13 protein-coding genes and 4 pseudogenes are annotated in these 22,379 nt (G+C 43.4%); 10 read left to right on the top strand and 7 right to left on the bottom strand.

The features are described 5' to 3' along the window. Positions 1–151: 151 nt before the first annotated feature. Positions 152–5,209, top strand: coding sequence for an RHS repeat-associated core domain-containing protein (locus tag Xsze_RS01955; protein ID WP_038240159.1), 5,058 nt, complete (start codon positions 152–154; stop codon positions 5,207–5,209). 168 nt (positions 5,210–5,377) lie between these two features. Here the strand turns inward: Xsze_RS01955 and Xsze_RS22360 are convergent, their stop codons facing one another. The 5 genes and pseudogenes from Xsze_RS22360 to Xsze_RS22545 form a co-directional block, all read right to left on the bottom strand. Then, entirely contained in the window at positions 5,378–5,584 is a 207-nt protein-coding gene (locus Xsze_RS22360) for a DUF7079 family protein (RefSeq protein WP_211293371.1), read from the bottom strand. 32 nt (positions 5,585–5,616) lie between these two features. Beyond that, positions 5,617–5,670, bottom strand: a pseudogene (locus tag Xsze_RS23280) (hypothetical protein); the annotation flags it as partial. Positions 5,671–6,913: 1,243 nt separating this feature from the next. Further along, a pseudogene (locus Xsze_RS01965) lies at positions 6,914–7,856 on the bottom strand (nucleotidyl transferase AbiEii/AbiGii toxin family protein). Continuing rightward, complete coding sequence (locus Xsze_RS01970; RefSeq protein WP_038240161.1) at positions 7,849–8,244, bottom strand: DUF6088 family protein; 396 nt, start codon at positions 8,242–8,244, stop codon at positions 7,849–7,851. The pseudogene Xsze_RS01965 and the gene Xsze_RS01970 overlap by 8 nt, the downstream one beginning before the upstream one ends. Before the next feature lie 51 nt (positions 8,245–8,295). After that, positions 8,296–8,471: pseudogene (locus tag Xsze_RS22545) on the bottom strand (DUF4942 domain-containing protein); the annotation flags it as partial. 82 nt (positions 8,472–8,553) lie between these two features. Between Xsze_RS22545 and Xsze_RS01980 the strand changes: the two are divergent. Continuing rightward, positions 8,554–8,772, top strand: a pseudogene (locus Xsze_RS01980) (transposase); the annotation flags it as partial. Positions 8,773–9,190: 418 nt separating this feature from the next. Here Xsze_RS01980 and Xsze_RS01985 read toward each other — a convergent pair. Next, positions 9,191–9,415, bottom strand: a complete 225-nt coding sequence (locus Xsze_RS01985; protein WP_038240181.1) for a helix-turn-helix domain-containing protein — start codon at positions 9,413–9,415, stop codon at positions 9,191–9,193. A gap of 630 nt (positions 9,416–10,045) precedes the next feature. Further along, complete coding sequence (locus Xsze_RS21765) at positions 10,046–10,273, bottom strand: hypothetical protein (RefSeq protein ID WP_143707569.1); 228 nt, start codon at positions 10,271–10,273, stop codon at positions 10,046–10,048. Between the two features lie 671 nt (positions 10,274–10,944). On the opposite strand from Xsze_RS21765, the gene Xsze_RS01990 reads away from it, so the two are divergent. From Xsze_RS01990 to Xsze_RS02025, 8 genes are read left to right on the top strand one after another with little or no spacing between them, the layout of a single operon-like run. Then, positions 10,945–12,300, top strand: a complete 1,356-nt coding sequence (locus tag Xsze_RS01990; protein ID WP_209435301.1) for a DegT/DnrJ/EryC1/StrS aminotransferase family protein — start codon at positions 10,945–10,947, stop codon at positions 12,298–12,300. Then, entirely contained in the window at positions 12,284–12,967 is a 684-nt protein-coding gene (locus tag Xsze_RS01995; protein WP_038240516.1) for a histidine phosphatase family protein, read from the top strand. Before Xsze_RS01990 ends, Xsze_RS01995 begins: the two co-directional genes overlap by 17 nt. 18 nt (positions 12,968–12,985) lie before the next feature. Continuing rightward, positions 12,986–16,681, top strand: a complete 3,696-nt coding sequence (locus tag Xsze_RS02000) for a hypothetical protein (protein WP_038240517.1) — start codon at positions 12,986–12,988, stop codon at positions 16,679–16,681. Beyond that, complete coding sequence (locus Xsze_RS02005) at positions 16,678–18,585, top strand: hypothetical protein (RefSeq protein ID WP_038240518.1); 1,908 nt, start codon at positions 16,678–16,680, stop codon at positions 18,583–18,585. Before Xsze_RS02000 ends, Xsze_RS02005 begins: the two co-directional genes overlap by 4 nt. Further along, complete coding sequence (locus Xsze_RS02010) at positions 18,578–19,828, top strand: aminotransferase class III-fold pyridoxal phosphate-dependent enzyme (protein WP_051462482.1); 1,251 nt, start codon at positions 18,578–18,580, stop codon at positions 19,826–19,828. Before Xsze_RS02005 ends, Xsze_RS02010 begins: the two co-directional genes overlap by 8 nt. After that, complete coding sequence (locus Xsze_RS02015) at positions 19,825–20,589, top strand: PIG-L deacetylase family protein (protein ID WP_038240519.1); 765 nt, start codon at positions 19,825–19,827, stop codon at positions 20,587–20,589. The genes Xsze_RS02010 and Xsze_RS02015 overlap by 4 nt, the downstream gene beginning before the upstream one ends. Continuing rightward, positions 20,583–20,858, top strand: coding sequence for a DUF6137 domain-containing protein (locus tag Xsze_RS02020; protein ID WP_038240520.1), 276 nt, complete (start codon positions 20,583–20,585; stop codon positions 20,856–20,858). Before Xsze_RS02015 ends, Xsze_RS02020 begins: the two co-directional genes overlap by 7 nt. Positions 20,859–20,872: 14 nt before the next feature. Beyond that, entirely contained in the window at positions 20,873–22,099 is a 1,227-nt protein-coding gene (locus tag Xsze_RS02025) for a 2-deoxy-scyllo-inosose synthase (RefSeq protein ID WP_051462483.1), read from the top strand. Positions 22,100–22,379: the final 280 nt, after the last annotated feature.

Below are 22,379 nucleotides of genomic sequence, written 5' to 3' on the forward strand. Positions count from 1 at the left end.
ATAGCATTATATTCCCATCACTGTCCTTTAGCTGTAAATATTATTTAACATTTTGCCTGATTCTAGAACACTATTTATGTGTGAGATTTATTGTCATTGAATACAGAATTTTCTGACTGCCAGATATTTTCTTCTTAATAAGGAGATAAAAATGAGTAATACTTTTTTCTCCCAGGCGACTAATTTTCAAAGTTCAGCGGCGGGTAGCGTCGATCCGCGTACTGGGCTGTTTAATTATATGATGCCGGTAGCACACCTTATCGGTAATCATCGTCTTGGTCCAGAGCAAATTTTTACGCTAACGTATAGTCCCTTAAATGGGGAAAATCAGGGCCTTGGCATTGGTTTCTCTCTGGGACTCACTAAATATGACGCCAAAAAACGACTGTTGGTGCTCTCCACAGGCGAGCAATATAAGGTGATTGAAACGGATGAATATGTCTCTTTAAAACAATATAAACAAGATGTAATTCGGTTTGAAAAGGACGCTAAGCAAAATGTTTATCGGGTGATCCATAAATCCGGCCTGATAGAGATCCTCACGGGGCCTCAAAATACCTATAACGTGAAAGTGCCCATTAAAATAGTTAATCCGCTGGGGTACAGCCTGAAACTGGACTGGAGTTATAGAACGGAGGCGGTCCCCCGACTTGAGACGATATCAGACGAAAAGCAGACAAAGAAACTGTTGCTCAAGATCCATTATGAAACCAGCCGCTATACCCAGATCACCGTCTGGCCTGAATCCTCGGAATCATATGATATCCGGTTAATCTTTAATAATGACAAAACCACCCGGATTTATAATGAGACAAGTGACCAGACGCTGGGCTGGACGCTGGAATATGACTCCGATACTGGCTTTTTAAGCCGGATTTCATCTCCGACTGGTTTCACTGAATTTGTGGAATACGATAGTGATGGCCATCTCTTTCCCGAAGAGGCCCGTCTATCCCCTTTGCCTTATGTAACTCGGTACACACAACGTACAAAGCAACACCCTGATATTGTCAGGGAATATGAATATACCGAATCTAATTTTCTGGGCTATGGAAGTAACGAAAGCTGGGATAAAGATGACGATTATCTCTATGGTGTCATGAGAACGTATCACTATGGCTCAACGGAACGCTGGAATAATGGCCACGAGAAGCGCAGCATTACCCGACGTTACAATAACTATCATTTGCTGGTTTCAGAAAATGTGCAACAACATGGCTGCCAACGGCAGCACGAGACGGAATATTATGCCAAGGTCGGGCAAACCTTTGAGGAGCAGGATGCGTACTTTCAGCTACCACGCAGCGCAACAGTGCGTTTTATCAGCGACCGCGGCCAGAGAGAGGAAATAACCCAAACAGAGTTTGATGATGCCGGCAACCCCACCCACCAGACTGCTCCGGACGGCACTCTGACGGTGTGGAAATACTATCATGCAAAGGATGAAGACGAAAAAGAAGAAGATGGTCATTGCCCGGTAGATCCACACGGGTTTGTGCGTTATGTCAAATCCAAAACGGTCACGCCGCCACGGGTAAACGGTTATGACGATGTACCGGTCCATCAGGTGCGCTACCGTTATGATCCTTTATCCACACGCCCTGGCAGCCAGAGCGATTATGCGGTCGTTTGTACCCGGCAAGAGATATACAGTAACAGCCAGTTACTTCACACGCGCCAGACCCAGTATGTGGATAATGTGGCGTCTCCCCACCACGGACGGTTAGCATCCATCACAGAGACTGTGCATAACGGGTCAGACACCCACCCAACCGCTACCACTTCGCACTGGACAAGCCAGAAAACCTTCACTTATACCCTGGAAGAAGGCAAATTGCAGACTACCGCGAAATGGCGTGGGCATGATGGTGTTACCACCATCGGAACGCAGGTTAAATCGTGTGTCAGTGGCAAGGTGCTGCACGAAACAGATCCACAAGGTTGTACCGTACATTTTGACTACGATAGCATCGGGCGCCTGCTGAAACAGGTGAATAATGCCGGTACCCGTTTTGCCCGGACGGTAATGCTGTATACCTATCATATTGAACCCTCCGGGACGACCACGACGACCCAGCAGGATGTCTGGGGCAACCAATCCCAAATCCGGTTTGACGGACAAGGAAAACCCTATCAACGGAAAATACGGGAGAAAAATCAGGACTGGCACCCAGTGTCTGACATCGAGTATGACGGCTGGGGACGGTTAATGGCCCAAAACGATCATGACTGGTTGCCCATAAACCCCGATCAGGAACAAGCCGAACTCGTTTCCAGCCAGCAACAGATCACCTACGACGACTGGGGGCAGCGTTGCCTGGTAACGGATGGGACAGGCAAACGGGTACGGCAGGATTACGATCCGATATTCCTGACAGTCCGCAACACCATGGAAGCGGATGGCCTGCATTTCGGCTACTCGGAAACAGTCTATAATCTGCAACACCAGCCACTGACGTTAACCCAGTATGGCAGTCAGGGTAACCCACTGAGTCAGCAGCATTACCAGTATGATGGGCTGGGACGCTTACGGGCCACCGTGGATGAACTGGAACAGAAAACAGAATACACCTATGACGTATTTAACCGGATATCGGCAGTCCGGCACAGTGATGGGACAGTCATCCGGAAACGCTATGCACCCTTCAGCACCGACAGCCTGCTGACACACATTGAGGTTGACGGAAAGGTTCTGGGGCAACGTGAATTTGACAGCCTGGGCCGGATAATAAAGACCTCCGTCGGCAGCCGCTCCCACTACGCCAGCTATAAGGGCAGTTTGCCTGTACCGGAGACAATTACCAATGCGCTTGGGCAAACCATACACTATCAGCATGATCCCCAGCAGGGTTACGCACTCACTCAGGTGAAATCAGCGGATATTAAACAGCATTTTACTTATGACGCCAATACCGGGGCCATGAGCCAGGCGGTGTCGGCACAGCAGATGTCCCATGCATTCAAATATACGCCGGCGGGTCAGTTACAACAGGAAGCCGTGCATTTTGATGATACCGGCACAGCACGGCACACTGAGTATACTTATTCCCCTGCCGGAAAGCCGACGGCATATCGAGATGTCACTGGGCAACTCCATCGGTTGCGTTTTGACAAACATGGACGCCCGGTTGAAACGGCTGACGATATGATTAGCGTAACCTGTCGCTATGACGCCGCCAGTCGGATGAACAGCTGGACAGTGCATGACAAAGCAAACAACCAGCAACTGACCACGACCCTGACATGGGATGATTTTGGGCGGGAAACCGAACGCCGGATCGAAACCGGTGCGGAAGTGCTGACGCTGGAACAAACCTATACGATCACGAATCAATTGGCGAGCCGGATCACCCGTTCCCAGCAGGGCGGGCTGTTGCGCCAAGAAAACTACACCTATGATGTTGCCCGGCGCTGGTTAACGGAATATCAATGCACAGGAATAGAGTGTCCGCAGGATGCCTATGGCATGACCCTGACCCGTCAGCAGTTTACCTATGACAAACTGGGCAATATCCTGACCTGCGTGACAACGCTGTTGGACGGCAGCAATGATACGACGATATTCAGTTATCACCCTTCAGATCCCTGCCAGTTGCAGCAAATCACTCACACGCATCCGGGATATCCGCCGGTTATCACACTGGTTTATGATAAGGCCGGCAGGTTGATTCGGGATGAAGCGGGGCGTGAACTTACCTACGACAGTCTGGGCCGGCTGACCTTAGTGACACAGGGAGAGCACACCAACCGTTATGGGTATGATGTGGCTGGCCGGCTGGCGTTGCAACAGCTGGGCAACGAACAAACCCATGAACTGTACTATCAAGGCACGCTCCGGGTAGCAGAAATAGTACGTGAAAGCGGGGATGAAATCCGGCTGGTACAGGCAAACGGGGCACCGGCAGCGGCATTAACCGGACAGGGCGCGTATTTGCTGGGTACAGACGGGCAAGGCAATGTGCTGATGAGTCAACAGAAAGCAAATCCTCTGGCCCGTTATCGCTATACTCCGTATGGGCAGCAGGCGGCAGAATCACGTAATCCCGCGCTACCCGCTTATGTCGGTGAACGATCAGATCCGGTGGGTGGCAGCTATCATCTGGGGAATGGTTATCGTTCGTATAATCCGGTCCTGATGCGGTTTACGGCACCGGACAGTTTAAGTCCGTTCGGTGCCGGCGGGCTGAATCCATACGCCTATTGCCTGGGCGACCCTATCAACCGACATGATCCGAGCGGGCATATAAGTGTGGGCAGTATACTGGGCATTGTGTTTGGTACAATCGGCATGATAATAGGGCTGGCAGCCGCAATCCCGACGGGTGGGGCCTCCCTGAGTATCGGGGCAGCCATTGTCGCGGGCGTGGGTTTTCTGGGGGATGCCACAGGCATTGCCAGTGCGGCAACGGAAGAGAGTAATCCACAGGCATCCGCAATCCTGAACTGGGTATCTCTCGGATTGGGTGCCGTGAGCCTGGGAAGTGCATTACTTGGCGGGTTGGCTCGGGGTATGCGAAAAACCGGGGAGCAACTGGAACGCAGTTTCTCTTCAGGTCTGAGTGGTCGGGGCGGGATGATTGCAGGCGGCAGTGAAGCCTATGCAACAGGTTCTCGCGCTCTCAGAGAAACAAGGTACGTCCACTCTTTCAGAGAAATAAGAAACTTAGCGGGTCGTGATATTGTGGAAAACCTGGGTAGCCATCAGGTAAGTAATATTGAGGTTAATTTGACGACTCTCGGTAATGCGGTTCCGGCTGAAAGGTACAGTTCTGTTTACGGTGATTTTTTAAAATTAGGTTTTTGGGAAAGTTCCCCAGGAAATAATCTATGGAAAATAGATAACTCTACTCCCATAAGCATTCTTACTGGCCAAAGTACTCATGTAAATATAACCAATGATATTTATCTCAAGTTATATGGTCAATTTGTTACCGAGCATAGTCCAGTAACACACGTTACCATGATTAATTCATTACGCTCAGCTATTGATTTTCAGGTAGCAAGTGGAGTGCATTTTGATATTAATACGATGACAAAAATGCAACAATTATGGGGATACACTGGATATAGTGGTACATTTAAAGATTGGTTAACCACTGAAATGACACTTAGATTTTCGACCAGAGAACAAGATATACAACAACTCTCAAATATGATAATTATTCAGGAACCAAATAGCCTGAGTATTATGTACAATCAATTTTTTTAGTTTTTAATACCTCCTTTATTTAAAGGTATTATATCCAATAGACTTATTTCAGTAACTTTAATCAAGCGCAATTCGTTATTTTATTTTTAGATAATGGTATTGCGCTTGTTATTTAAGATCTGAGCTCTGAATATCGGCGTTTTACGGTATATAGGATAAAATAAAAAATCACTCGACCAGCATTTCTCTCAAACGCTGCCAATCTTTTGCCAGATATTGACGTAAAAAATATAATCTCAGTCTTGTTCTTATTTTCTCTATCACACTTTCTGTCGCCTGTTTTGCTTGCAGTTGCTGGATATCTTGCCAAAGTTGTTCTTTGTCAAAAAAAGTCCATACGGGAGGAATATAGGCGCCATTCTGTTGGTATAACACACTGGCGCAACCCATTCGAAAAAAATTTTTTCCACATGCTCAAGTGAAAAATGCTTTACTATCGAAGCAATATTTTCGTAATCCACTTCATTATCGACAAAAATATCTGATAGCGCTTCGCAGAGATCTATATCTTGCAGTTGCTTATCCAATGGGGACCTCCTTGTTTGAGATGAGATATCAGCGTGATACCCATTTATTGACTATTGCGCACGTATCGCCTGCTTATCTGGAAAACAGTCAAGAGCAGTCAGATGACAAAGAGTGAGGTTACCTGACCATTCTGGCGACGGAATTGATGAGGCTGGCAGTAGGAGATCCCGTTTTTCTCTCCGCTAAGATAGTCTCATCAAAAGTCATTGTGCTATAGAGGATAGCATTTCGCCAAATTATCATTGACTTGGAATGAAACCATTAAACGTTTTCAACAAATTACAAGAATCCCATCGTTAAGCGGATGGGTTAATGAGACAACATCATGTTGCACATTATCGTAGTTGCCTACATCATTTCCTGAGTTATCCACGATAACGTTCAGAGTTCAGCACACAACCACGCTGGGATAAAAGGATTATCTTCGTGACACTTGCCTATACAAGCCCACCACTGAGCATCCGCTTGATAGGGGGAACAAAAAAGAGCGCTGGCTTGCATAGGAACAAATAGAAAATAAGACGAACATAGTGCGATTGCCATGTATTTTCTCATTTTTTTACCCTCCGTTATTACAGATATTATTTTCCATAACAACGACAAGTTAACTCAACTTCCTGATGTTAAATTAATTTATCCTTTATATGATAGATAAGTAAATATTTATGCCTTTGTCAAACACAGAAATAATACCTTTTATAAATAAAACCAATATAATATTATTGCAACTATGCTTTTATACTAAAAAGGAAATATAAGATAATTTATTATATGTTTTTAAATGTATTTCAGTGACGAACTTGTATTTATTGTCTTTAGGTTTGATGATTTCTGGCTGTCTGGCGTTGAGCTTCATTTGGAAATACTTCGATTGATTGAACCGAATGTTCTCTCAACGGTGCTTACGTGCCATGGATTTTAAGACGCACGGTGGGATTAGCCAGATAGGCTTTCATTGATTTACTTGGGGTTTGGGGAATATTTTGAAAAATTAGACAACTACGTAAGTGTAGATGATCGAAGGCCGGACTCGCACATAATGATTAATCCTTTGATTTAAAAATAATAAAAAATAACTTTTAGATAATATACCAACACATTAGCTCGTTGATTTTGGGACTGTATCGGGGCAAGAATTGCCTGGGAAGATACTAACAATCAAGCATAACTTTGTCGCTATGCATCAACTACATCCAATGCCGTTCGGCGAAAACAAGCATAAGCCTCTTTCCAGGAAACCTGGCTTTCACCGAATACCATTGGCGTGACAAACTGCAAATAGCGTTCCTTGTAGATAGGATTGCTCACGAGTTCTTCCAGCCCTCTTTTCAGTTCTTCAACAGGTGATTCACAGAACTCAGGGTACTGGGCACCGTAACGTTTAATATCCTGCACGAAATACTTCAAAACAGGAACATCGGCACCTTTCTCTCTAACAATACAAAAATTGTCGTAGATATGACGCACCAGTGATTCATCCACTGCTCGTTCCAAATCACGTATACTTGCAGCCGTTCTGCGCATCATCGAGATCAGCTTTTCAGCCTGCGTGCTGGCGATTGTTGCGCAGGGGAATGTCCTCACTACTTCGTCCTTCTTTGTTAGATCCATTACCAATGAGCTAATAGCGCGGTTTTCCGCAGCCTCAAGTAAATCCGTTTCCATTAGTTCCAGTTTGATAAATGGCCTTAAGCAGGGAGCTTGTGCATATTCCTGCGGGTAACGCACCGGAATTTCATTATAGCGATATTCATCACGAGTAACCTTTGGGTACTCTTCATCCATGCGAAACGTACCTGAGGCTGTAATCGTTTCGATAATAATCTGAATAATACCTTTACGGATGTTTTTACGCTGACCTCTGGAATATTGCTGGGAAAAACCGACGACAGGGACAAGCTTAATGTCCACATCCTCCGACATCCTGTTCAAAGATATCCCCGCTTTTGACAATGCCGTTCCACCGGCAAAAACCAGTTGATGCGTATCAAAGGCCAGAGGCTGGAGGCTGGAGCAATCTCAATAACTCAACGATGTAATAATCTTTCTCTACAATTGCAACTGATTCAATGCCCAGAGCATCGGCAACGTCTGGGAATAGCTTTGTTAAATCATCCACTTAATTTGCTGTTCCCTACTGACAACGTTCTCTTAAAACGTGGTGAGGTTTTGATTTCCAGTGACGCGGGGATCTGAGTGGATTTACCGCTATTATAGGCGCTTGTTGCTCCTACTAGGCGGTAATCCACTTTCAGACGTTCCAATGTCTCAATCACTACCGCAGCAGAACCTCCAGGAGCAGCAGGCATCAACTTACCGGTAATCGCATTTTGCCGCGCTTTGGTATAGACGCCATAGCCTACTTTCAACAGTTGCCCTTCTTTCACCAGTTCACGCAGTGCTCTGCCAATTCGATCGTAGCCAGCAAGATCCTTGAAATCGTCACGAGTGAAAACATAACGCTTTGAGCGTTTCAGTCGTGACTGAACACGAGCTTTTATAGTCATGTTATTCTCCTTTGATCATTTCTTGATCATAGCAAACATACGACACTTAACTTACCTTGCAGCCAGCATTCCCGGATAGTGTTTAGCAATGATATTGTTTATCTTCTTAATCAACTCCATACGCTTGAAAGATAAGTGCGCAATACCCTTTGATAGTAACGAATACTAAAAAATGCATCTTCATAAACTTCCTTCGCTGAGTTATCACGAATATGCTCCATCAACCGGGGGACGTCCATATATGGTTTAATAAATTTGGCCACCTAAACAGAGGTGATATGCTCATCTCAATACGACATAGGTGATCCGATGAAAAAACGCTATTTCAATGCAGAATTTAAACGCGAATCAGCCCAGCTGGTTGTTGATCAGCATTACACGGTGGCTGATGCCGCAAAAGTAATGAATATTGACCTGTCGACCATGAAGCACTGGGTGAAACAGTTACGTGATGAACGGCAGGGGAAAACCCCTCAAGCGTCTCCCATTACCCCGGAGCAGATTGAAATACGTGAACTGAATAAAAAAACAACAACGTGTTGAAATGTAAAATGAAATATCTTGATTTAGTGGGGTTTTCAGGGAATTTGTAGACTTGAATGGACGTTGAGAAACTTGCTAATGGTAAGGCCGGGCTCGCAAATAACAATAACAATTTGAATTAAAACAAATTTAAAATCAACCAACCCTTTAATACCCCTTTTAATGCCCCAGATAAATTTATCCCCATCATTTATTCATCTGATTGATATAAAATAATTTTATATAGTATTTTATAAATTACCACGTTGTGAAGTGAAAAAGCCATAAGACTCCAAGGCGGCTAAATTACAAACACCATTTCAGTCACAGGCTTTATATAAAAATTTATTCTTTTCACGAAGTAGATCACAAATTGGGGAGAAGGTTATTTCTGTGGTTTATCGCGAACCTTACGTTCAATTAGCTAGCCATTAATATCAAAATAACGGCTAGGCCAGATTTCTGAAGGATGAATGCCTAGAAAATTCGCGATTATCCATTCGCCTTTCGGCCACGGACGGCTGAATGCATTTGCCAGTGTAGAAGAACTCAGTCCCGCTTCACGGGAGACTGCCGCTAAGGTAGTACCACATTTACGCAATGCCGCAATAATGTCGGCCTGATGCCAGTCATTTCTAACGTTATTCATTCCTGCTACCCCTTCCATTAATTCATCATTGATGGTGGTGATTCAAGGCAGGGTTAGCAGACTGGGTTCACACCAGCGAGGCCGAAGCCTCCCCTGCCTGAACCACCATTGAATAGGTGTGAGCAGGCACACTGGCAGGAACTTCCTACCAGTGGATCGTTCTAACAGGGGTGCAAATCCCTGACCACTAGATTTTGCTAATGGCGGGAATACTTGAACGGATTGTTTTATCTAACTCAATAACTGAACTGCTAAGTTGAACGGCTATAAACCTACTTCAAACTTATTTGAACTCATGCGCTATCAAACAGAAAGTTAAGCTATTTTGTAGGTAAAGGCGCAGTGAATCCTGCCCTCAGTTATCACACAAACTCAGAGGAGAATACGGACGGCTACATCAATCTTTGTTCTTTATTCTCGTTCGTGATCGCTTCGCTATCCGTATTTCCCCTGTGTTTTTCAGATCATTATTTACTTATTTCGAAACATTCCCTGCGTGTCGGTGAGGTTCACCGTTCCGTGGTGCGTCAGATAATGTGTAGCAGGGCGAGAATTGTGTTGAGTTTTTGCAGGAGTTCGCTACGTGCTCAGCACAGCGATGACATGCTCCCCGTTCAGGACCTGATTCAGTCAGGATGAACGCCTCATTATCGTGACGTGGGTAATTTCTCCTTTTTTCGGTATCAGCCTGTTGTCAGGCAGTGGGTGAAAAGCAAACAAAACAGAACGATTCAGACAGAAAAATACCCGTAACAACGAGTGATTTTGAGTAATACGTGGATCAAATGGGTCGTAAAGGCAGGCCGGGCGTGCACTGGACGTTGGCCGCTTAGCGGCGTCACTTGGTAATCGTTGCATTTTTACCCAAGTGACGCCGCACCACCGTGGACGCTGAAATCATTGACGCCCACTGATCCTGCTACGTAATCGCCGGTACAGGATTCAGGACGTTTATCGTGAATGTTCAAAACGCAGGATAATGTTTTTCAGAACAGGGCAAAGCAGATGCTGCCCGTATTGCGTGGTAAGCCTGTTGTGGATCACACCGGATAACTTTCATCGCCGGACGGAGGGTTGTTGTCCGACGACATCTGCTTCCAAAAGTACGCAGATATACTGCGTGGTGTGCTCTCCCTCAGGCTACGGGAGTTTTAGTGACACCCAAAGGTGATCCTTACAGACGATAGAATCATGAAATAATGGGAAAATATTAACGACTGTCTGAGAGGTGGTCAACTTTTACTAAATAATATTCTATTCTGATTTTATCACACTGATTCTATTAGAATGTTGGCTTGATTTAATTTTGTCCAGAAATCTACTCTTTAACTGAGACAATAACGTCACAACAACATTCTGAATAAAAAAACTTTTAATATATTTTATAATTTATGTTAATCAGTTTCATAAATGCTCATGATACAAATCGCAACACTCAACATTAAATAATTAATATATTGCTTATCTCCATTTAATACATAGTATTAATCGCGGAAAATTTTTTTAAAAAAATAGTTGAATATTCAACTTTGACACTTATTGAAATAATTAGTTCTTTTTCTTATTTAGAGCATAAATTAATTAATCATCACCTTAATTTAAAAAGGAGATTACTTATGGTGTCCCAACTTGCAATACATGGTGGTTCTTCTACTCGAACAATGTCTTGGCCAGGATGGCCTACAAGTACTCCCCAAACTGTAGATAACTTACTTTCTGTTTTAGACAGTCAACGTTGGTCAATAAGTGGCCCTTATCGCGGAACTCCTTCTTTTGAACAACGTTTTGCAAAAATGTATTCTAGTTATACTAATGCCCATTACTGTATTCCGGCTTCTAGCGGAACTGCTAGTCTAGCTATGGCCTTAGAAGCCATTGGAGTTGGTGCTGGTGACGAAGTGATTGTACCAGGATTATCTTGGGTTGCTTCAGCATCAGCCGTTTTGAGCATTAATGCTATTCCCGTGCTCACTGATGTGGATCCGATGACGGGTTGCTTAGATGCAAATGCTGTTGAAAAATCTATAACTCCTCGTTGCCGTGCTATTACTGTTGTTCATCTCGGCTCGGCAGTTGCTGACTTAAATGCCCTGCTACATATTGCAGAAAAATACAATCTGCCACTCATCGAGGATTGCGCTCAAGCACATGGGGCTCGTTTTGCTGGTCAACATGTTGGTACTTTTGGGATAGCCGGAACATTTAGTATGCAACACAGCAAACTGTTGACTAGTGGTGAAGGAGGTGCAGTACTGACTAATGATGAACAAATTGCTAGACGATTAGCCCACTTACGCGCAGATGGGCGCACACTTAGTAATGTGCCACCTCCGTTGGATCATATGGAATTATTAGAAACAGCTGAACTGATGGGGTCAAACTATTGTCTATCTGAATTTCATGCCGCCATTTTGCTAGCCCAGTTAGAAAAGCTTGATGCAGAGAATATCACCCGACGCCGTAATGCCAAATATTTGGATGAGTTAATGCAGCAAATTGGCTGTATTCCTCAGCAAACTACTTCTGGTACCACAGAACGTGTTTATTATAACTATGCCATTAGATTACCTGAATCGGTCTTAGCGAAAGCTTCAGTGGCAAAACTGGCAGAAGCTCTATCAGCAGAGCTTCATCTCCCCTGTAAGCCGATGTATTCATCACTCAATCAATGTCCTTTATACCAACCTTCAAGCCGACGGCGTTTCGCATTAAACCAAGACTTTCAATCAGCTATTCAGCCACAGCGTTTTAGTTTGCCAATAGCGGAAGCATTTGCTCATAGCCATATTGCATTACCACATCGCTTTTTGCTTGCAGAAGAATCAGACATGCTTGATATACAACGTGCTCTTAGTAAGGTCATGCACCATGTTGAGCAACTGTGAATCACCAATCAACATGCCTTCAATAAAGAGCCATCGTTTTGTCTTTATCCGACATGCAGAGGCAACATGTAATCTACAAGATGCACATGCATTAATCAGTTCTGTAATGCCGGATTCTCCGTTGACTACGGTTGGTCAGCAACAAGCACAATTATTGGCCAATAATATTCCAAAGGAATTAATTGGAAATAAAATATTTAGCAGTCCAATGATTCGAGCAATGCAAACTGCCAACTTACTCAAGACACGACATAATTTACCATTGGTCTCTGATGAGCGTTTGGAAGAAGTACGCATAAAACCTTCACTGACGCCAGCATTAAGTTTGTCTCAATGGGATACAATGCTACAAGAGCGTTTAAATAACCCCACAATTAATGTAAGACCTGAAGTAGAAACTGTCGCTGCACAGAGAACACGGGTAGCTGATTTTTTATGTCAAAGACACCAAGAACGGGGTGAGGAAAAAGTCACTGTGATCGTTTCCCATGCATTCACTATAGAACTGGCAATTTTTGTGTTGCTGGGATTGGATGTCTCTATGCTGAGCCAATGGCGTATACGCATAAGTAATAGTGCCTTGCATATTATAGAAAATGAAGAGATAGGTGGAAAATCGCGGATCGTTCTTACTAACGCGAAAAATCACTTAAGACTATGGCTTTAAGGGTAAGAAGATAAACGTATGACGGCTAAATTTGAACGATTAGAACAACTTTCTCAGCACCCTGATTTTTCAATACTTGTTCCACCTTTAGTGGGGTTTACAGCTGATAAAGCACTTGCCATTGTAGAAAGCCATCCACATGCTGATAGCATGTTATTACGCACTCTCTACAGTAAATACATTGCTGAACACCTTGACTGGATTAAACAGGTAGAGGAAGTTTGTGGTCCTCCGCCCTGGATTATTCGCAGTGCCGGTCTGGAAGATGGTAATACCTTCGTCAATGCCGGAGGCTATGCCAGTATCATCTGTCATTGCTCTGCAGATTTTAGCGATACGCTTTCTACAGTAGCTTTTAGTGGATTTGAACTTCAATCCATTGAACAGCAGAGGTTAAGTGATCCTAGTTATCAACCACAACCTATCAGTTGTTTCGTTCAAAAATTGATTGAAGATGCACCGTCAGAAGGTATTCCACCTATCATGGATACCTTACAGGCTCCTTATCTTACAGCTGATAAACTCCATTATTTATATAATATTATCAATCAATTGCATCAATATTTTTCTGAAGTAGCATTAGATACTGAGTGGGTATTGGAAACAGATCATGGCTTGGTATCGGCGACTGGATTGACGTTAAATGGCGTTGACGGAGTTCGGGGAGAATTAGCCTTCGGCTTTGGTTTTGCATCTGCACAATCTCCCGGCTCAAGAGTGAATTCTGTTGCCTATCATTGGCCAACTTTAACCTCTCCCCTGTGGCAGGGTACACAATTACGTCAGGTTCATGTAAATAAGATTTGGTTAGTGCAGGCTCGCCCTGCTCCGGGATATGCACTAGAGCGTCAGGTTGAACAATTAACTTCTGAAATAAAAACAGAGCTGGCACGCTGTATGCGAGTATTTCCTGTGGCAGCATTACTGTATCCCACTAAGCCTGCTTTAGGTGCTTTTCTTTCAGCATCAACGTTAGACGATGCATGGTCGCGTTACCTGCGCCTTTCTCCATCAGTACAATCCACGCTTGTTGCTGTCTTCGTTGAATCCGGTGTTGCTAGTGAACATGCCGGTATTATGTTCCGTCAGCAAAAATTACCGGTTTTTCTTACCCAGTTAACCAATATCCCATCGGTCCCATGGGTTGCTATTGATAGTGTGGGAGAACAAGCCTACTTCAGTTCTCAAAAACCGCTAATCGAATTGAAAACAGAATCCACTGAAGCGGTTAATTTGCCTGCTTCTGTACAGCGTATATTTGACGATAGTGAATCCTTACCTAACACAGAGCTAACCTCTCAATATCTTTATGATGTTTTACAAAATGTATTAGCGGGATTGCCATTTTTAGAGGAAAAAGTGGTCTTCAAACTCATGCAACGTAGCCTCTTCCCAACGGACACTTGGATACATCATGGTGGTACTGTCCGCAGCCCAAGTTTAACGGGGTGGTTGCTCACACAGATGGGTGAGGAAGTGATGGCTCTCTATCCTTCTGATTGGTCAGTAACGGAAGAAACAACAGATTACCTTTGTGCTTTAAGAGCCAAAGCAGCTCCTCAATCGATATTACCGAATTTATGTAAGGCGATCCCAGAATTAGCAGATAAAGTTAATCAACTAAATGATTTGCGCCTGCTTATGTTATTCATCAAAACCGAAGCATGGGTTGAGAAAATACCTGGTTTACCATTGGCACAATGGGTCTATGCGGCGGTAGTGTCCCCAAATGAGGATGGCCGTTTATTATTAGAATGTATGCTGCATGTACTCACAGATACAGAGATCCTTCCCATTTATGAAGATACTGACCGGGTAAACATTTTACACGTGTTAGCTAATCAAGTGGGATCCACATTTTCTGTTCAAGAGCTGCTTGAAGTCATTTATCATGGCCAGCTCCCGCCCACCGCACTGGCTAATTTGGTCTGTGCACCCAAAGCATTTGCTGCTTATATTGCTTTTCTGGCACCACTCAGACGTTTTACCGCCACCGCTGCATTAGCCGGAGCAAGTGAAGCGGCCGATTTACTAAAATCCGCTGACCGTATGATGAAAGCGCTATATCAAGCGAAGTTACCTACCTTGGGAGCACTTTGCCGTATAGGTTTAGTGGATACTTATGATCAGGTACTCAAGGCAGTATTAGGCGATTTAGTAGATAGACGTGATGCAATAACGTATAGGAATTATCTGGATTTACTGAGTAGTTGGATGGAATTCGCACAACTATCAACACTTTCTGTCAATGAAAAAGCAGCATTATATTCTTTTCAGAAGTGGATAGAACATGTGCGTCACTCCCCTGTACCAGACACCTTCTTCCTTGAATTAAAAGAAGATATTGTGGAAATATTAGGGGATGACTTCTTACGTTGGCAGTCCTTAATACCCATTGCAGGTAATATGTCACCGGAACAGCTACCAATAGAAAATGCGCATCAGTTGCATAATTTATTACATCAATGGATGCTGGTTCGTTTCCGGGCTGAATCAGGATCTGAACTACCTACCCGTTTGCGTAAATTGATCAGCATCGCGGATGGTTTTGGTGATGCCCGTTCTTGCTTGTTAAGGTTATCTAATAACCTCTTTGAGATTTCACTCCCTTTTGTCGTACATAAAGCGAGCTTCCTCTTTAATGACAAAGAATTGGTTGTGGAATTTTGTGAACTTCCAAATGCCCCTGAAGAGGATATCGGTCGCTTACATGTCTTCAATGCCTTAGCGTCGCGTATCGCGGAATGGAATCCTCAATGGCAGATATCATCAAATCGAGTCTGTCAGCTCGGTACCTGGACACTTTTCCTGCGCTTAAAGCGTATTGATGGCTTACATTGGCAGAACAATGAACTAGAACAGCTAGTGCTTTGGTTACGGGTACTGTTCGATACCGCTTATGATTTCTCCTATGTACCTAATGATGAAGTTTTACATGTGAATGAAATGCTGGGCCATTCCCCCTGGCGTGAATTGTTCCAAGCTTATGTTGATTATCGATCTGTGGTTGATTTTTCTATCCAACGTATCACAGTCTATTCATTGCCCTTTGCGTCAATGCTCGCTGCAATCTGCCTGAATGAATTCGTTCGTGATGAGGTCACTCGTGCTTGCCTTGCTGGTTTTGACCATTCTTGGGAAGCTTTTCAGCGTATTATTAATCAGTTGGAAAAAACAGAAGATGATCAGGAACAGTGGGAGTGTCTTTATACCACTGCCGGACAAATGGGACTGCTCCTGTCAGCGAAATGGCCAAAGCAGACCCTTATGCAGATGGTACAGTACCCCTTGTCTTTTGTTGCGGCTGAACGAATTGCTGTCAGTCTGTTACATCGTCGTGATTTGGTAATCACATTACAGCAGTTAATTACTGTACCGGAAAATACGGGATTGCGTCATTTAGTCTTGCACCACGTTCCTGATGTTGCAGTAAATGCTGACTCAGCCGTTGCGATCGCAAATGAAATCGCTATTTGGCAAACTCAGTTTAAACGCTGCAAAGAATATTTACTTGCCTATCATGCGAATGTACTTCCTGAGAGACTGCGTCGACAGTTTATTAGGCAGCTCAGTCTTGTTCCTTATGGAATAACAGAAGAAATTGAGATGTATATTCAACAAGATTTGGTTCATATCGCCGCTGCGGAGAAAGGTCGTTTTAAATTGTTTGAAGTTGATCCGATTGCGATTATTAGCGCGGTACGCACAAAATGAGGGCAAAAGACAATGTTGGCAGAATACAGATTACGCCCTCAGAATTAGTGTCGAAATTGTTCACCACCGAATATGCCGAAGATGGTGATGGTTATGTATCAACCTGCGCTCTGGGACAAATATGGAGTGATCTGAGTCTTCTTGCTGAAGCAAGCCAACAGTCGTCATCGATCCGTCATCAAGCCAGATTTTCTGCTATACATGCACAGCAAGCCGCTTTGTCTATCGCTTGTGGTCGCAAAATCATGCCAGAAAAGATGCCTTCACAAATAAACCTTGTAATGCAAGGCCAGTTTTCTCCTTGGATAGATTTGCTAACCCGTATTCTAACACTCCCTTTGCCAGAGTGTTATGGCTATGATTTAGGGGATACTGAAGTTTGTATGGATGATGCAATCCGCTTTGCCCACCAATTTTCCTCTGGACGTCCCATAGTGGTTGTCGGTCTCCGCAGTGGAGGGAGTTTTCTTGCTCCCCGCTGGGTTGCAGGATTAACGCAGATTAATGGTGTGTCTCCTGCATGGCTAACACTACGTCCTTTAAGGAATATTGATGTTTATTGTCAATATCACCCTTCAGAACTGGATTCTTTATTTCGTCTTTTTGGCACACTACCGGAACGTCCAGATGTCGTGATTGTTGATGATCAACCAGATACAGGCAGTACGGTTAAAAAACTAGCGCAATGGTTAGCTCTTAAAGCGGAAAACATCTGGTTTGCCAGCATTGGACATGTGAGAAAAATCACAACATCAGCTTCATGGTCAACTGTATTTGTGCGATCACCTCTGATGACACGTGAACGACGTCCACTCTGGCAATTGTTGTTAAAAAATGATCACCGCCATTTTCTTTCTACATTGACTTCCGCGATACCAGCATCGGATTTACTGAATTCGACAATAATAAATGATGCTGATACACAGATCCTTATCCATTGCCCAACAATGGAAAAGAGATATGGCTTGGGTGAGGCTTGGTTGCCTTGGAACTCGCCAGCAATGGAAAAATATGCAAGGAGGTTGATTAATCCCAAGAAAACCCCCTTGTTGGTCACGGATAAACATGAAACACCATTGTTGCACCTGAAATTTATCGGGGAAAGCACCTATGGACTCACAGAATTCAATCGGGTGAAACAAGCCAATACTGCCCATCCTAAGGCGTGGTTTCTTGATGGTTATCATATTGCTCAACATCTTCCAGGATTGCGGCCATTACGGGATCTTATGGCTGAAACACCTCATGAAAATCATCAGGCTTGGCTTACACAGTGCAACGCTATTATTCAGTCTGTCAGCCTATCACCATTAATAGATATTGCCGGCCAGCTACCTCAGATTCCAATAGGTGCAGCCATTCGTAATGCATGGGAACGCCTGCAACACAAAATGGGTAAAAGTAAATTGAGTGAACACAAATTACCTGATTTACCTATGTGGCTATATTCACTCAATATTCCTCCTTTTGCAGGAAGTACCCGACCAATACGCTCTTCCCTTAGCTATGCCTTTGGTGATTGGCACTGGCAAGTTGGCAAGGACGGGAATCTCTACCGTTTTCATCAGGAGGCTAACTGGGGAGGAATAAGCTGGCCAGAATTGGAGATAGCTGTTTTTCTATTGGTATATCAACTACCGCCCGCCACATTACAGCTGATATGCAACAGTAACCAGACAGAGAATGATAATTCACCAGTGATATTCACTTCCTTACCTGTTGCGTTACTTTTACTACTTGACGGTTTCCGCCGGGAAATACGTCAATTTAGCTCTATAGGTAAGATGCGCTTATGTGAAGATCTCACCTTGTTATTCCAAACTTTTATCCAGTACCACCACTTGATTATCGAAAGCATCGCGAATATGCAACCGACTGAAATATCGAGGAGTGTCTATGAGTAAACCTGAAAAAATCGCATCTGCTGTCGGCGTACCAGTACCAAACTTACGCGCTCTATCCGCAAGTGGTGCTGTCGTCAAACTGAGTGATGGAAGAGACTATATTGACCTGATGAATGGCAAAGGTAACATCACGTTGGGACATCATCATCCGACAGTCACAGAAGCAATAGTCGCCAGTTTAAATAATAAACTGGGGTCTTCCACCTGTTGGTCAGAACCTTTTGAAGATCTTGCAGAAATCATTGTTGCTGATAGTGGTATCTCCAATGGGCAAGTTGCTTTTTTCAGCTCAGGAACTGAAGCCTGCCGCGCCGTTGTCCAGTGTGCCCGGAAGATAACAGGAAAAAAAATCATCGCCAGCGCAGGTTACCACGGTTGGGGAGATTTATGGTCTTCATCTTCCCATTTTTTGCAACCAAATGAAAACGGCATTATCGATTTCTACTTCATCCCCGAATTACTGGCTGATGTGTTAGAAAATTATCATGGCGAAGTCGCAATGGTGATGATTTCTCCTGATTATGTACATCTCAAACCAGAAACATTAAAAAAAATAGCCTCTCTTGCCCGTGAATATGGCGTTCTCTTTTGCAGTGATGAAGTCAAAAATGGGTATCGTTCAGTGGCGGGTTCTGCATTATCACAGGTTATTGGCATCCAGGCTGATTTTTATACCTTTGCTAAAGGACTATGCAACGGGCAACGTTTATCTTGCCTCGTCGGATCTTCTGACATGATGCAAAAAACTAAACATATGACCTATACCGCTTACTTTGACACAGTACCTATTGTTGCGGCCTTAGCCACATTGAAATATATGCATAGAGAACAAGGCTATAAGCGTCTAGCTACGTGCGGATCAATACTGGCAAACACATTATGCACACTGATTACACAGGTTGAATTGCCAATAAAAGTGATGGGAGATGGGCCATTACTACAATTTATTTGTGCAACGCCTGAATTGGATGAAGCTTTTTATACTGCTTGTGCTAGACACCGTCTGCTACTGTATAAGTTTGATAATCAGGCTATATCGCTGGCAACTGAAGCCGTTTTAACGGAATTGGAGATACGCTTCAAACAGGTATTTTCAGAACTTGCTCAGAATTTTTCTATGCAGCACCCAATCCATGTCCCTATTGAACGGCAAATGGAAGCTGCATTCAATATGATCGACGGTGCTAGTGATGTTATGCCTGCTGCCAATGCTATCCATTGGTTACAAAGGTATGCAATATGAGCAGAATAAAAGACTGGTATGGAAAACACATAACCCTAATTGCTCCACATCCCGATGATATTGCTTATTCGATAGGCGGCTTCATCTCACAACTTGCGGCTGTATCTACATTAGAGGTTGTAACCGTATTCACCCAAAGCCAATGGGCACTCCCTAAATCCCTGCGTAATTCAGGAGCCGCCGTTGTTAGTAAAGTACGGGTAAAAGAAGAGCAGGCTTTTTGTGAAAATTTTAAGATGAAGTTATACCCACTTGGGCTATCAGATTCCAGTTTGTCTGGCTATAACGATGGAAATGAGCGCCAACTCCAATTTACTCAGGAACAACTTACTGATGACATACGAACTTCAATTGTATTGGAGAAGCTACAGCAGATCTTGGCAGAGTCAAGCCCTGATATTGTGATTGCGCCAGCCGCCATAGGTCACCATATCGACCATCAGATTGTCCATCACGCTATTTGCTCACTACAGAATCATCAATGGCAACTAGCTTTTTACGAAGACTTGCCCTATGCGGCTGAATTTTCATTGGATATTCTGGAAAAGCAGTTGACAGAGAGAAAATTTAGCATACTAGAAGTCATCAGTATTGATCAAACATTAGCAGATAAATACGCAGCACTATCTAATTATGCCAGCCAAACTGATAAGGAAACGATTGATGCAATTATTTTCCATGCACAACGTTTGGCACAAAAAAATTTCCATACCGAGCAAGCAGTTTACCATGCAGAAAGATTTTGGGAGAAAGAATGTTAATATCAACAAGTTATATTCGCCAATTAATTATCAAAATCGCCTGCGAGACAACGGGAGATGATGCAAAAGAAGTAATCGAGCGAGGACGGTTAGAGATCCCTGCACGGGATGCTATTGAATTTATGGTACGTCTGGAAGCGCTCCTTGACTGCACTCTGAGTTGGTCTAAATACGAACATCTATCAATGGAAATTAATAACCTTGTAGAAATAATAAACAATAAGCTTAATGCACAATCATCTGATGAACCAATGCCACTATCACCTTAATCATAGGTAATAAAATGATAAACACCGAAAAAAATGGTATTGATGTACCTTTTAATAACAATGTGTTAACTAAAAAAAGGGATGTGTTATCCTGTGCACTTCAAGATAATGCGCATTCTATGCGTAAAATCGAATTGTGTTTTGAAGATGTTGCTTATCCTTTCTGGATAGGGAGCCATTGTACAGACGAAATCTCAGCACATTTAGTTAAAATGTCGGCATCTTCTCTGCACATCATTACTGACGATACCGTAAACCAGCTTCATGCAGCTCCTTTCGTACAGCAGCTAGCTCTAAAAACAAAGATACCTGTTTGGAGCTGGTCAATTCCAGAAGGAGAAGCAAACAAATCACTCACAACATTAGATTTTATTTCTAATCAATTAGTTAATGCAGGCATTGATCGAAAAAGTGTTATTGTCGCTATGGGAGGGGGAGTCATCGGCAATATAGCAGGGCTGCTAGCCGCACTACTATTTCGTGGTATTCGTTTTGTACATATCCCCACCAGCCTGATTGCAATGAGCGATTCTGTTATTTCTCTTAAACAAGCTGTGAACATGCCACAAGGCAAAAACCTGATGGGCTGTTTTCATACGCCAGAAGCAGTTTTTGCTGATACTGCTTTCCTGATGACATTGCCGCCCCAACACTTGCGATCTGGATTATGCGAAATCATTAAAAATGTGCTGATATTAGAAACCGAAAATATCCCATTTTTAACCAGTACACTAAATACAAAAGCACATTACGACGAACAAACGCTTGCACACATCGTTCAAGCGGGGGTCCTCACCAAACAAAAAGCCATGGTTAACGATAAGAGGGAAAGGCATCATGCTCTTATATTCGAATATGGCCACACTGTAGGACACGCTATCGAATTAAGCTGTAATGGAAGACTGACTCATGGCGAATCTGTGGCACTTGGCATGATAGTCGCTGCCGAAATTTCTCACGCCTTTGGTTTGTTGACATCAGAAGCACGTGATATGCACTACCGCCTGATTCACCTTAACGGCGTCGATATCAAGGCACCAGTAGGAACAACACCGGAAGCTATTATGCAGATACTGCAATCTGATAATAAACGTGGCTATCTACACGCTAAACCCAATGAAATTCCAATGATTTTGTTAAAGGAATTGGGAGTCCCTCTTTGGAGTAGTGAAGGAAATCCCTTAACGCTTGTGCCTGCTGATCTAGTCGAATCAATGTTGAAGCAGAATATTTTTAAATAAATTCAATAAATTAACCATAATCTAATTACAGCCTGTCCAGCACTTGTTCAACGGAACGCGCAAAAAAAGAAGTTAAAACTGCTCAGTACTATTAGCGTTCTCTGTTCCAGTACTACAGCCGTACTAATCATTTTAATGAGGTATCTGGTTCATATAATAGATTGAAATTGTGCAATCCCTTAATTTGCTTTTGTTATTTATCCAATTGATTTTAAATGATTTATAACTGTAGTGTTAGAGATTATTACAAATGTGTTCTATACGCAGTAATCAGATTCTT

The sequence above is a fragment of the Xenorhabdus szentirmaii DSM 16338 genome (genome assembly GCF_002632585.1).
Lineage (GTDB): Bacteria > Pseudomonadota > Gammaproteobacteria > Enterobacterales > Enterobacteriaceae > Xenorhabdus > Xenorhabdus szentirmaii.